This is a genomic window from Halomonas salsilacus (assembly GCF_051216275.1).
In the GTDB taxonomy this organism is placed as follows: Bacteria; Pseudomonadota; Gammaproteobacteria; order Pseudomonadales; family Halomonadaceae; genus Halomonas.
Window position 1 is genome coordinate 1 of the sequence record NZ_JBPKAQ010000011.1, and the last position, 13,139, is coordinate 13,139.

Consider the following 13,139-nt stretch of genomic DNA (forward strand, 5'->3'; position numbering starts at 1 on the left):
ATCACTTCTACCACCCTTCACCGCTGACAACGTGGCCCGTTGCCGGCAGCGGATGCGTACTCTACGGTTTTCCCCGCCACCCCGCAAGGCCTTCGTGTAAAAAAATTCAGGACCATGACAGGATGGCGAAAGGGAGGTGGCAAAAAGCATCCACAGAGGCCTCCCACCCGGCCCTGTGGACGAGTTCAGGCCGAGACGGGTCGGCTCGCCCGATCCAACAGGGAGAGGATGGAGCGGTACGGGATTCCGCCGTGTTGACCCAGGCCGATCTCGCAGGTGCGCGAGTTGGAATAACCGGCACTGCAGTCTGCCACCTGCTCGGCCAGCCCCTCCAGGGCCGAGGCGTTAAGCTCGGGCGTATTGAACCCCTTGTCTCCGGCGAAGCCACAGCAACTGATTTCCGCGGGCACTACCACCTCGCGGGCACAGGCTCTGGCAAGCGCTACCATCTTGTCACCGACCCCCATATGAACGCTCGAGCAGGTCACATGCACCGCAACCCGCTCATCCAGCGCGGCGACCTCGAGTCTCGGCATCAGGTGATCATGGGCGAAGGCCACCGGCTCGCTCACCTGCAGCCGCTCGTCGAGACGCGACTTCAGGTGGTGCACGCAGGGACTGGTATCGATCAGCACCGGATAGCGGCCATTCTGACTCGCCACCAGCAACTCGCGATTGACCTCTCGCGCCTTGTGGGCAGCCTCTTCGAATTGGCCCTTGGAGTTGAAGGCCATCCCGCAGCACAGGTGGCCGACCATCTCGGGGATGATCACCTCGAAGCCAGCCTTGTCGAGCACCGCGAGGGTGATCTCCATCACCGAGCGCGTCTCCGCATCATCTCGAGAGGCACCGAATATGCGTGTGGCGCAACTGGGGAGGTATACCACCTTGTCACGCTGACCATCATGGTGAGATGAGCTCTTGAGCAATCGAATCGGCGTTGCCTTGGGCAGCGCCGGCGTCCACTCGGGCAGACGATCACCACTAAGACGTCGCGCACCCTGACTGACCTTGCCCATCACGCCATCGCCGAGGACGCGATTCGCGGCACCAACGACCATCAGGGCTCCGCGAGCCGTCCGCGTGGCGCCAGAGAAGTGTCGTCCGATGTAGCGAACGACGCTTGCCTTTTCAACCGCCCTGTCATGGCGCAGCTCACGAGTGAGATCTCCCGTGTTGATACCCACCGGACACTGAGTGGAGCAGAGGCCATCTCCGGCGCAGGTTTCGTCGCCGGCATAGCGATACCCCAGCCGCAGGCTTTCCAGGCGGGCATCTTCCTCGGCGCTATGCTGGCTCCCCAGGGCCTCGAGCCGCGCGATCTCTCGCGTGACCACGATGCGCTGACGCGGCGTCAGGGTAAGGTCCCTGGAGGGGCAGATGTCCTCGCAGAAACCGCACTCGATGCATTTGTCGATGATCTCATTGGCCGCCGGCATCGGCTTGAGATTCTCCAGGTGCAGGGTGGGATTGCGGCTGAGGATCACTTCGGGGTTGAGCAGGTTCTCGGGGTCGAACAGCGCCTTGATCTCCCACATCAGGGCGTAGGCGTCGGCCCCCCACTCCAGCTCCACATAGGGCGCCATGTTGCGCCCGGTGCCGTGTTCGGCCTTGAGCGATCCGCCATACTCGACGCCGACCAGCTGGGCGACCTCGTCCATGAGCCCTTGGTAGCGCGCTACCTCGCCGGGCTTCTCGAAGCCTTGGGGAAAGACGAAGTGCAGGTTGCCCTCCAGGGCATGGCCAAACAAGATGGCCTCCTGATAGCCGTGCCGCCGAAAGGCTTCGGTCAGCGCCAGCACGCCCGCGTCGAGACGCTCGATAGGAAAGGCCACGTCCTCGATGATCACCGTGGTGCCTGTCTCGCGCACCGCGCCCACCGCCGGAAAGAGTCCCTTGCGGATCTTCCAGTAGAGCGCATAAGTGCCGGCATCGCGGGTGAAGGCGACCGGCTCGAGGGTCTGGATGCCCTCGAGGGTCTCCTGCACCACCTTCATGCGCGCCTCGAGTTCGGGATCGTCGTTGCCACGCACATCGATCAGCAGCGCCGCCGCCCCGTCGGGCAGGGTTCGCAGGGTCTGGGGCATGCCCGGCTTGTCCTGGACCGAACGCAGCGCGGCGCGATCCATCAGCTCCACGGCGGAAACAGGCGCCTGCTTGAGGGCGATGGTCGCGCGGCAGGTGGTGGCCATGTCGGGAAAGAAGGCCAGTGCAGCAGCCTTCTCTGGCTCATCGATCACGGTGTCGTAGGTGATGTTGCTGATGAAACCCAGGGTGCCCTCGGAGCCGATCATCAGGTGCTTGAGAATCTCGATGCCATCGGTGAAGTCGACCAGGCTGTTGAGGGCGTAGCCGGTGGTGTTCTTGAGCCGATACTTATGGCGGATCTTCTCCGCCAGCGCTTCGTTGGCAAGGGTCTCGGCCGAGAGACGCTCCAGCCCCTCTACCAGCCCGGCATGGGAGCGGCAGAAGGCCTCCCGACTGGCCGGGTCGGCGGTGTCCAGCAGGGTGCCGTCGGCCAGGATCACGCGGATGTCCCGCACCGTGCGGTAGCTGTTCTGGGCCGTTCCGCAGCACATGCCGGAGGCGTTGTTGGCGGCGATGCCACCGATCATGCAGCTGTTGATGGAGGCCGGGTCGGGGCCGATCTTGCGCTGGTAGGGGGCCAGCAGCGCGTTGGCCCGAGCCCCGATGACTCCGGTCTGCAGGCGGATCGCACGCCCCTCGTCGAGAATCTCGTGACCCCGCCAGCCTTGCCAGAGCTGAATCAGCACCGAATCGGTCACCGCCTGGCCGGAGAGCGAGGTGCCGGCGGCCCGGAAGGTCACCGGTATCCCCCGCGCGCGGCACTCGGCCAGCACCGCCTGCAGTTCCTTCTCGCTTTCCGGGCGCACCACCAACTTGGGTATCAAGCGGTAGAAGCTGGCATCGGTACCGTAGGCCAGGGTCCGCAGGGGATCATCAATCAGCCGCTCAACGGGAATCGTCTCTGCCAGGGCCGTTTTCAGGTCGTTCCAGACGGTCGGGGTCAAGGGTGTCATTGGCTATCCTCGGCGTCGGCCTCGACGTGACGCACCAGCACCACCAGTTCACGGGGTCCATGGACGCCATAGGCCAGGGTCTGTTCGATATCGGCGGTCTTGCTGGGCCCCGAGATCAGCAGCGCATTGGTGGGCATCCCGCTCGCCCAGCCGTGGCGCTCGATCACATCGAAGAAGGTATCCTCGATCGTCTCGGCATCCAGCACCGCGACATGGATGGGCGGCACCAGGCTGAGCAGACGCGGCTCGTCGGGGGTAGGCCAGAGCCACAGGCTGCCGGTCTCGGCGATGGCGCCGCCCATCGAAGTCAGCCCGGCATCGACGCGCTCGAACTGCTCCTGCTGCCACACCTCGATATCGCGATCCACGTCGACCAGTGCCACATCGGCATCAGCGAGCGCCCGACGCGCCTCGGCGGCCACCGGGTGCTCGCGACCCAGCGCCAACCGGCGAACACCCTTGTCGGCGAGCACCCTGGCCAGGGCGTCGCCCCACTCCTCGCGGCTGGTATGCACCACCTCGCCGTGGACCGAGGTGATACAGCGTTCGAAACGGGCCAGACGCTCATCGGGGCTCCAGCCGCGCTCCGTGACCACGGCAAAATCACACTCGGGAGGACGCAGGGGGCCGTCGGCGCGTTCGCGCAGGCGCTTGAGGATGGCGTTGCGGGCACTCATCGGCGTGGCTCCTTGTCGGACTTGTCTAGGCTCGACTTGTCGGCCTGGTGCTGCTTGATCATCGCATGCAGCGTCTTGCCGGCAGGCTTGGGGGCAATCCGGTAGTTGGTCCACGCGCCCAGTTTCCCCGGCGTCAGGACCCTGAGCTTGCCGATCACGGCCGTGCCGCTGCGCCAGACCCCGGGATGGGTGGCCATCCACTGGAAGCCCTTCCAGGCCGCGGCCTCCGTGCGGGTGCGCTTGACCCCGGCACCGGCCACGTTGCCGCGCCCCTCGCCCACCGCCTCGCGGCGCAGCCGGACCAGCAGGTCGGGAATCGGGATCTTCACCGGACACACCTCGCCGCAGGCGCCGCACAGGCTGGAGGCGGTGGGCAGGTCCCGGGTCTCCTCCAGGCCCATCATGTGCGGGGAAAGGATGCTGCCGATGGGGCCCGGATAGGTGGTGCCATAGGTATGACCGCCCACCCGCGTATAGACCGGGCAGTGGTTCATGCAGGCGCCGCAGCGGATGCAGCGCAGGGTGTCGAGCAGTTCATCGTCCTGGTAGATGCTGGAACGGCCGCTGTCGACCAGCACCAGGTGCACCTCCTTCGGCCCGTCGTGCTCCCCCTCCCTGCGGGGCGAACTGATCATGTTGAAGTAGGTGGTCACCTGCTGGCCGGTGGCCGAGCGGGTCAGCAACGCATAGAGCGGCGGCACGTCGCGCAGATGCTCGACGACCTTCTCGATGCCGGTCACCGCGATATGCACCGGCGGCACCGTCGTGGTCATGCGCCCGTTGCCCTCGTTTTCCACCAGGCACAGGGTGCCGGTCTCGGCCACCGCGAAGTTGACCCCGGAGACGCCGACATCGGCGGCCATGAAGCGCTCGCGCAGCTGCTGCCTGGCCGCCGCGGTCATGTAGTCGACGTCGCGGGTCCGCTCGGTACCCGTCTTGTCATGCATGATCTCGGAGATCTCATCGGTATTGAGATGGATCGCCGGCATGATGATGTGTGAGGGCGTCTGCTCGTTGAGCTGCACCAGATATTCGCCGAGGTCCGACTCCAGCGCCTCGATGCCCGCCTCCTCGAGGTGCGCATTGAGATGCATCTCCTCGGAGACCATGGACTTGCCCTTGATCACCAACTTGGCGTCGTGGGACTGGCAGATCTCGCGGATGATCCGACACGCCTCCTCGCCGTCCTCAGCCCAGTGCACCCGAATACCGTTGGCCTGGCAGTTGGCCTCCAGCTGCTCGAGCAGATCGGGCAACTTTGCCAGTGCTCTCATGCGGATGTTGGCACCCAGCTCGCGGAGGGTCTCCAGATCCCAGCCCTCGAAACTGTCGCGACGCTTGGACATCAGACCATCCATCGCCTTGCGGAAGTTGCCGCGGATCTGCGGGTTGCCCAGGGCATCGTGGGCCTGACGATGAAACTCCCGAGGGCTGTAGGTTTGGACCGGATGAGCCTGGACTGTCTGATTCGGTGCGTTCATGAGGTTCTCCGCCACAGGTAGCTCGCGATGTGCTCGCCCTTCACGGCCTTCTCCTGATGCGCAAAGCGCCCACTGATATTCATCATGCAGCCGCAGTCTGTGGTCACGAAGCGTTCGGCACCGGCCGCCTCGATGGCCAGCGTCTTGTCCTCCACCATGGCGGCCGAAATCTCCGGGTGACGCACGGCGAAGGTGCCGCCGAAGCCGCAGCACTCCGCGACGCGGTCCTGCTCGACGAGTTCGACCTGCCCCAGCTGGGCCAGCAGCGACGGCCCGGTCTCTGCCAGGCCCATCTCGCGACGTGCGCTGCAGGAGGTGTGCATGGCCACCTTCTCGGGCTGGCCGCGGTCCTCGAGCCTGAGGTGGCAGACATGCACCAGGAACTCGGTCAGCTCATAGATCCGGCCAGACACCTCGCTGGCCTTCTTCTCGAGGGCACTGCCGGCAAAGAGCTTCGGATAGTGTGTGCGCATCATGCCTCCGCATGAGCCGGAGGGCACGATGATCGGCCAGGGCTCGGGGAAGAGATCGAGCTGTGCCGCCGCCACCGCCTGCGCCTCATCATGGTAGCCGGAGGTGTGGGCCGGCTGACCGCAGCAGGTCTGGTCCTGGGGAAAGAGCACCTCGATACCCTCCCTTTCCAGCAGGCGAATGCCGTCCAGCCCAGCTTCGGGATAGAAGAGGTCAATCAGGCAGGTACCAAAGAAGTAGACCTTCTCCGGCCTGGGCGGGTAGCACTTGACTGGCGTCATCGGCAAAATCCTCGACGGGCTGAAGGGCGACGCTGAAAAAATTGGTAATACCAATTTACAACGAAACGATGGCGCACCATAGGAGTGGCGCCAAGACAGTGTCAAACCTGAGTGGCGCTTTTACCCGCTCCTCGGCGCTATACTTTGGTAGTGTGCTCAGGCTGCCATCGTCAACTTACTGAAAGTCGAGAAGAAAATCACCGCTTCCCGCGCGGGAGGAAGACCAGCAACATTGGTATTACCAATTTGTTGACGTACCATGACAACTGTACTGTCTATCCGGAGCGACCCCCATGGCCCATCAACCCCTGCGCCAACCCCGCCTCGCCGATGTGATCACCGAGCGCCTCGAGGCGATGATCCTGGAAGGCAGCCTCAAGCCAGGACAGCGGCTGCCCCCGGAGCGGGAGCTGGCCGAGCAGTTCGGGGTCTCGCGCCCATCCCTGCGCGAAGCGATCCAGAAGCTCTCCGCTCGCGGACTGCTGATCAGCCGCCAGGGGGGTGGCACCTTCATCTCCGAAGCGCTCACCACCGGCTACAGCGACCCGATCCTTGAGATGCTTTCTCGCCACGGCGAGTTCCACCTGGACCTGCTGGAGTTCCGCGACGCCATGGAGGGCATCTCCGCCTACTACGCGGCGCTGCGCTCAACGCCCACCGACAGGGCGGTGCTGATCAAGCGCTTCGAGGAACTGGACGCCTGCTTCCAGGGCAAGGATCCGGCGCGCGAGGCCAAGGCCGATGCCGCCTTTCACCTGGCGATCGCGGAGGCTGCCCACAACGTGCTGCTGCTGCACACCATCCGCGGCATCTTTCACCTGCTGGAGCGCAGCATCGTCGACAACCTGGCCCACCTGTTCGAGAAGAAGGACTCTCGCGGCGTGCTGATGGCCCAGCACCGCGCGCTGCTGGACGCCATCCTCGAGGGGCGCGCCGAGGACGCCCGGGACCGTGCCCATGAGCACTTAGTCTACGTGGAGGAGGGGCTGCTGGAGCTGGCGCGGGCCGAGACCCGCGCCCAGCGCGCCCTGCGCCGGTCCCAGGCAATAGCCGCTCCGCGGCGGGAAAGCGCCTCGTGAGATGCTCGAGAAACTGGCGAGCCCTGCTGATGCTGGCCGCCCCCCTGGGGCTGGCGCTGGTGATGTGGCAGGCCGCCCTGGTGGCCCGCGACCAGGCACTGCAGACGCTCCAGCAGGACGCCGAGAACGAGCTGCGCCTCTCGGCGGAGGGCCTGACCGGCCACCTCTCGCGACACGACTACCTTCCGCGGCTGCTCGCCACCCGGGAGGGGGTTCAGCGCTTTCTCTCGTCGCCCCACTCCCAGGATGCCATGCCGCTCAACCTGCTGCTGGATCGTTTCCGGGCCACCGCCGACGTCTCGGACGTCTACCTGCTCGACCGCTATGCCGATACCCTGGCCGCCAGCAACTGGCACCGCCCCAACACCTTCATCGGCCAGAACTATGCCTTCCGCAGCTACTACTCCGACGCCATCGCCGGCGGCCAGGGACGCTTCTATGGCCTGGGCGTGCAGTCGCTGGAGCGCGGCTACTACTTCTCCTCGCCGGTGTGGCTGGACGACACTCAGCCCGACTCTAGCCCCGACGGCGTGATGGTGGTCAAGGTACTGCTCGACACGGTGGAGGAGAGCTGGGCCGATCAGGACGCCGAGCTGCTGGTCACCGACGAGGACGATATCATCTTCATGGCCAGCCGTGCGGAGCTGCGCATGACCTCCCTGCAGCCGCTCTCCGAGGAGGAACGCCAGGCGCTGCTGGCGACTCGCCGCTATGCCGACGAGCCCCTGACCCACTCCGGGGTCGAGCTGCTCGAGCGCCGCGGCGAGCGCAGTCGCCTGGTCAACTTCAGCGGCGGCCCCCTGGCCGGGCCGCGCTACCTGGCCGTCTCGCGCCCCATGGCGGAATTCGGCTGGGAGATGCATATCCTCAAACCGGTGACCCCGGTGATTCAGGCCCAGTGGGTCTCCGCCCTGCTGGCCGGCGGCCTCTACGGCATCGTGCTGCTGGGCGGCGGCATCGGCTGGCAGCGCCTGCGCCTGCGCCGCGAGCGGGAGCAGTTCGCCGAGCGCGAGCGCCAGACCCTGGCCCGCGCCCGGGACGAGCTGGAGCGCAACGTGGAGCGCCGCACCCGGGACCTGGTGGAGACCAATCGCCGCCTCTCCGCCGAGATCGACGAGCGCCGGCGCGCCGAGGAGAGCCTGCGCCAGACCCGCGACGAGCTGATCCAGGCCGCCAAGCTGGCCGTGCTCGGCCAGCTCGCCGCCGGCATCAACCACGAACTCAACCAGCCGCTGGCGGCGATCCGCGCGTATGCCGAGAACGCCCGCGCCTTCCTCGAGCGCCAGCGCCTGGAGAGCGTCGACCTCAACCTCGCGCAGATTGTCGAGCTCACCGCACGCATGGCGGAGATCAGCGCCCAGCTGCGCCAGTTCTCCCGCAAGAGCGGCGAAACCCTGGCCGCCGTTTCCCCCATCGCCTGCTTCGACTACGCCCTGCGTCTCTTCCAGGCCCGACTGCGGGAAAGCGATGTGAAGGTGATCCGCCGCTGGCCCGACGAAGAGCCTTGGGTGCGCGCCGACCTGGTGCGCCTCGAGCAGGTGCTGGTCAACCTGATCGGCAACGCCCTGCAGGCCATGGCCGACGCCCCCGAAGCGCGCCTGGAGGTCACCATCACCGCCGACGGCGACGCGGTGGTGCTGGGCGTGGCCGACAGCGGCCCGGGCATCCCCGATGCCCACCTGAAACGCATCTTCGAGCCCTTCTACACCACCAAGTCCCCCGGCAAGGGGCTGGGGCTGGGCCTATCGATCTCCTCGCGTATCATCGACGACCTGGGCGGCAGCCTGGCCGCCGCCAACCGCCTCGAGGGCGGCGCCCTGTTCACCATCCGGCTGCCCCGGGACACCGGCCAGCGAAGCGCCGACGCCCAGCCACACCAGGAGACCCTTCCCCATGCATGAGCCGCCGGACATCCCGGTGATGATCATCGATGACGAGCCCCACCTGAGGATCACCGCCGGCCAGACCCTGGAACTGGCCGGCTATGTTCCCGAGCCCTACGCCAGCGCCGAGGAGGCGCTGGCGGCCCTGGCCCCGGACTTCCCGGGCGTGGTGGTCAGCGACATCCGCATGCCCGGTATGGACGGCATGGCGCTGCTGCGCGAGGTGCGGCTGCGCGACCCGGACCTGCCGGTAATCCTGATCACCGGCCACGGCGACATCTCCACTGCGGTGGAGGCGATGCGCGCAGGCGCCTGGGACTTTCTCGAGAAGCCCTTCGCCGCCGAGCGGCTGGTGGAGGTGGTCCGCCGCGGCGTGGTGAAGCGCCGCCTGAGCCTGGAGAACCGCGAGCTCAAGGCCGAACTGGAGGCCCAGCAGTCGGCCCTTGGGCCGCGTTTGGTGGGGCGCACACCGGCCATCCAGCGCCTGGCCTCCATGGTGCAGCGCATCAGCCAGGTCGACGCCGACGTGCTGGTGTTCGGCGAGACCGGCGCCGGCAAGGACCTGGTGGCCCGCGCCATCCACGAGCGCAGCTGCCGCGCCAGCCGCCCCTTCGTGGCCATCAACTGCGGCGCCGTGCCGGAGAGCACCATCGAGTCGGAGCTGTTCGGCCATGAGAAGGGCGCCTTCACCGGCGCCGTGGAGCGGCGCATCGGCAAGTTCGAGTACGCCAACGGCGGCACCGTGTTCCTCGACGAGATCGAGTCGATGCCGCTCGCACTGCAGGTCAAGCTGCTACGGGTGCTGCAGGAGCGCAGCGTGGAGCGGCTCGGTTCCAACGTCCCCGTGCCGCTGGATATCCGGGTGATCGCCGCCACCAAGGTGGACCTCAAGGCCGCGGCCGAGGCCGGGACCTTCCGCGAAGACCTCTACTATCGGCTCAACGTGGTGACCCTGCCGGTGCCGCCACTGCGCGAGCGACGCGAAGACATCCCGCTGCTCTTTCAGCACTTCGCGGTGGTCGCCGCCAACCGCAGCGGCCTGGAAGCTCCCCCCCTGGATGCCGCCGGCACCTCGGCCCTGCTGGCCCACGACTGGCCGGGCAACGTGCGCGAGCTGCGCAACCTCGCCGAGCGCTACGTGCTGCTCGGCGCCGCCTACGACTACCGCCTGGAGGCCCTGCTCGAGGGCGCCGAGAGCGAGGCCGGCGAGCTGGCGCTGCCCCAGCAGGTGGAACTGTTCGAGAAGAGCCTGATCGACCAGGCCCTGGCGCGGCAGCGTGGCCGGGTCACCGAGGTGGCCGAGCAGCTCGGCCTGCCCCGCAAGACCCTCTATGACAAGCTCAGGAAGTACGGCCTCAAGGCCGAGGACTACCGCCAGAGCGCCGCGCCCTGAGCCAGCAGGGTCCATAGCGGCGCCAGCGGAGGCAGCCAGGGCAGCAGGTTGACCGCCGCCAGCAGCATCACCAGGGAGTTGCCCGGCGAGCGCCAGTCGAAGGGCTTGAGGGCCGTGCCAAAGGAGCGCTTGATGCGCGCACCGGTGAGATCGACGCTGTAGAGCTCGTCCAGCGCCAGGTGGATGACGAAGCCCAGCGCCACCGCCACGCCATGGGCCCAGGCCAGGGTGTCGGGCTGGGCGAAGAGCCGCTGGCTGAGTGCCACGCTAACCAGGCCGCACAGCGAGGCCGCCAGCAGCGAGTGCCACAGGCCGCGATGCACGGTGAAGCGGGAGAAGAGCGCCCCCGCCAGGTAGCGCACGGCGAGATAGATCGTGCCACAGGCCAGCAGCAGGCCGCCGGCATCGAGCCTCCCCTGCAGCAGCAAGGCGCCGGCCACTACCCCGGGGACCGCCAGCAGGTTGAAAATCAGCCGGATGGCCTTCGAGCGGTCGGCGTCGATGTCGGGCAGGATGCCGCCGAAAGTCACCAATGCCAGCACCGGCAGGGCCTCCCAGGCCGTCCACAGGCCCGCCTGCCAGCCGCCATGGGCGACCACGGCCCCGCCGGCGGCGGCCACTCCAAGATGGGTGCGAAAGTCAGCCATGCAGGGGCGAGCCCTCGATACACTGGATAAATTTCCAGATTATCGCCCGCGATGGCATGAAAAAACAACGTGTTAGAGAATTATTCCGGCAGGGCGCTCCCGCGCTGACGAGAGTACCGCCGCCGGGGAGCTAGTCCCCCATCGCCGCCAGATACTCGTCCTTGAGCTTCACGTAGTTGCCGGCTGTGTAGGGGAAGAAGGCGCGCTCCTTCTCCTTGAGCGGGCGCATCGCCTTGGCCGGGTTGCCGGCGTAGACATGGCCGCTCTCCAGGCGCTTGCCCGGGGTCACCACGGCGCCGGCGGCGATGATCACCTCGTCTTCCACCACGGCGCCATCCATGACGATGGCACCCATGCCCACCAGAATGCGGCTGCCCAGGGTGGCGCCGTGGAGGATCGCCTTGTGACCGATGGTGACGTCATCGCCGATGGACAGCGGGAAGCCGCCGGGGTTGAAGTCGCTGGCATGGGTGATATGCAGCACGCAGCCATCCTGCACGCTGGTACGTGCGCCGATGTGGATGCGGTGCATGTCGCCACGCACCACTGCCATGGGCCATACCGAACTGTCGTCGCCCAGGGCCACGTCACCCAGCACCAGGCTGGACGGATCGATATAGACCCGCTCGCCCAGGGTAGGAGTGGTGCCCTTCCAGGGGCGGATCGCCGTCGTCTCGCTCATCGTCGTTTCCTCGTGTCGGTTCAGACCAGGCCGGCCACCAATACTACCAGTGTCAGTGGAATGGCGACCCAGCGCACCAGGCCGCGCCACAGGGCGAAGCCGCCGGGGCCGACGCCCAGCGCCCGGCGCGCCGCCGCCTCCGGCATCACCCAGGCGGCGAAGATGGCGATCAACAGCCCCCCGAGGGGCAGGAAGATCTCCGGCGGGATGGTGCTGACCAGCTCGAAGGCATTCATGCCGAACAGCGGGCGCCACTCGGCCAGGGTCGAGAAGGAGAGCACCGAGAGCAGGCCCACCAGCCACACGGCAAGCCCCACGAGGGCGGCCGCATGGCCGCGCTTGAGCCCCATGCCCTGCAGGGTCGCCACCATGGGCTCGGCCAGGTTGATCGACGAGGTCCAGGTGGCCAGCAGCAGCAGCAGGAAGAAGATGCTCAGCCACAGCGCCCCCCAGGGCAGCTGGGCGAAGGCGATGGGCAGGGTCACGAACATCAGTCCCGGCCCCTCCCCCGGGTCCAAACCCTGGGCGAACACCACAGAGAAGATGGCGATGCCGGCCAGCAGCGCCACCGTGACATCGAGCACCGCCACGGCGCCGGCGGCTCGCGGCAGGCTCTGGTGGTCCGGCATGTAGGCGCCGTAGGCCATCAGCGCACAGGCGCCCACCGCCAGGGTAAAGAAGGCGTGGCCCATGGCGTGCATCACCACCAGCGGGGTCACCGCCGAGACGTCGGGCAGGAACAGCCAGGCCAGCGCCGGGCCGAACCCCTCGGTCGTGGCGGCATAGCCGGCCAGCAGCAAGAGCAGCAGGTAGAGCAGCGGCATCAGCAGGTTGTTGAGGCGCTCCAGTCCCTTGGAGACCCCGGTGGACACCACCAGCATGGTCATGACCAAGAACAGGGTGTGGTTGAAGGTCATCCGACGCGGATCGGCCAGGAAGGCGTCGAAGCCGGCACCGACCTCGGCGGGGGCGGCACCCACGAACTCACCGTTGATGGAGGCGATCAGAAACTCGATGGACCAGCCGGAGACAACCGAGTAGAAGGAGAGAATACAGAACACCGTGAAGGCGCCGAATAGCCCCAGCCAGCGCCAGCGGAAGCTGGCGCCCGCCTGGGCGGCCAGGTGGCCCAGCGAATGCACCGGGCTGCGCCGGCCGGCGCGGCCGACCATGATCTCTGCCATCATCACCGGCAGGCCGAGCAGCAGCACGAAGCCGACATAGAGCAGCAGGAAGGCGGCGCCACCATTCTCGCCGGTAATGTAGGGAAAGCGCCAGATGTTGCCCAGCCCTACGGCTGCACCGGTCACCGCCAGGATGAAGGCGCGCCGCGTGCTCCACCGTTCCAGGGTATCGTTCATCGTCAGCCTCCTGCCGGGCCATCGAAAAAGGCGGCAAGCCTAGCAGGACCTTTCCCACCGGCCAATTGCCGTACATTGAAACCCGGGGCCGGCGCCCGCATCTAACTGTTAATACGTCTTGACCCCCTCCCCCTGTTTCCCTG

10 protein-coding genes are annotated in these 13,139 nt (G+C 66.9%); 3 read left to right on the forward strand and 7 right to left on the reverse strand.

Annotated elements, in window-relative coordinates:
• Positions 1 to 185: 185 nt before the first annotated feature.
• The 4 genes from ACR80S_RS14660 to ACR80S_RS14675 are packed head-to-tail and all read right to left on the reverse strand — an operon-like array spanning position 186 to position 5,951.
• The gene (locus ACR80S_RS14660; protein WP_435402107.1) at positions 186 to 3,041 is read right to left on the reverse strand and encodes an FAD-binding and (Fe-S)-binding domain-containing protein; all 2,856 of its coding nucleotides are present in this window, start codon (positions 3,039 to 3,041) and stop codon (positions 186 to 188) included.
• Positions 3,038 to 3,718, reverse strand: coding sequence for a LutC/YkgG family protein (locus tag ACR80S_RS14665; protein WP_435402108.1), 681 nt, complete (start codon positions 3,716 to 3,718; stop codon positions 3,038 to 3,040). The genes ACR80S_RS14660 and ACR80S_RS14665 overlap by 4 nt, the downstream gene beginning before the upstream one ends.
• Complete coding sequence (locus tag ACR80S_RS14670) at positions 3,715 to 5,199, reverse strand: LutB/LldF family L-lactate oxidation iron-sulfur protein (RefSeq protein ID WP_435402109.1); 1,485 nt, start codon at positions 5,197 to 5,199, stop codon at positions 3,715 to 3,717. The genes ACR80S_RS14665 and ACR80S_RS14670 overlap by 4 nt, the downstream gene beginning before the upstream one ends.
• Positions 5,196 to 5,951, reverse strand: coding sequence for a (Fe-S)-binding protein (locus ACR80S_RS14675; RefSeq protein WP_435403668.1), 756 nt, complete (start codon positions 5,949 to 5,951; stop codon positions 5,196 to 5,198). The genes ACR80S_RS14670 and ACR80S_RS14675 overlap by 4 nt, the downstream gene beginning before the upstream one ends.
• A gap of 293 nt (positions 5,952 to 6,244) precedes the next feature.
• On the opposite strand from ACR80S_RS14675, the gene ACR80S_RS14680 reads away from it, so the two are divergent.
• Genes ACR80S_RS14680 through ACR80S_RS14690 form a run of 3 tightly spaced genes read left to right on the forward strand, consistent with a single transcriptional unit; the run spans position 6,245 to position 10,306 of the window.
• Positions 6,245 to 7,030 carry a GntR family transcriptional regulator gene (locus ACR80S_RS14680; RefSeq protein WP_435402111.1) on the forward strand — a complete coding sequence of 262 codons (786 nt, stop codon included), beginning with the start codon at positions 6,245 to 6,247 and terminating at the stop codon, positions 7,028 to 7,030.
• A 29-nt stretch (positions 7,031 to 7,059) separates the two neighbouring features.
• Positions 7,060 to 8,931 carry a sensor histidine kinase gene (locus ACR80S_RS14685; protein ID WP_435403669.1) on the forward strand — a complete coding sequence of 624 codons (1,872 nt, stop codon included), beginning with the start codon at positions 7,060 to 7,062 and terminating at the stop codon, positions 8,929 to 8,931.
• Entirely contained in the window at positions 8,924 to 10,306 is a 1,383-nt protein-coding gene (locus tag ACR80S_RS14690; protein ID WP_435403670.1) for a sigma-54-dependent transcriptional regulator, read from the forward strand. Before ACR80S_RS14685 ends, ACR80S_RS14690 begins: the two co-directional genes overlap by 8 nt.
• Here ACR80S_RS14690 and ACR80S_RS14695 read toward each other — a convergent pair.
• From ACR80S_RS14695 to ACR80S_RS14705, 3 genes are all read right to left on the reverse strand, one after another.
• Positions 10,282 to 10,953 (reverse strand): metal-dependent hydrolase, encoded by a 672-nt coding sequence (locus tag ACR80S_RS14695; RefSeq protein WP_435403671.1) that lies wholly within the window; start codon positions 10,951 to 10,953, stop codon positions 10,282 to 10,284. The two genes, ACR80S_RS14690 and ACR80S_RS14695, sit on opposite strands and share 25 nt — an antisense overlap.
• Positions 10,954 to 11,083: 130 nt before the next feature.
• Positions 11,084 to 11,635: a gamma carbonic anhydrase family protein gene (locus tag ACR80S_RS14700; RefSeq protein ID WP_435402114.1), complete on the reverse strand. Its 552-nt coding sequence runs from the start codon at positions 11,633 to 11,635 to the stop codon at positions 11,084 to 11,086.
• 20 nt (positions 11,636 to 11,655) lie between these two features.
• Positions 11,656 to 12,996: a sodium-dependent transporter gene (locus tag ACR80S_RS14705; RefSeq protein ID WP_435403672.1), complete on the reverse strand. Its 1,341-nt coding sequence runs from the start codon at positions 12,994 to 12,996 to the stop codon at positions 11,656 to 11,658.
• Positions 12,997 to 13,139: the final 143 nt, after the last annotated feature.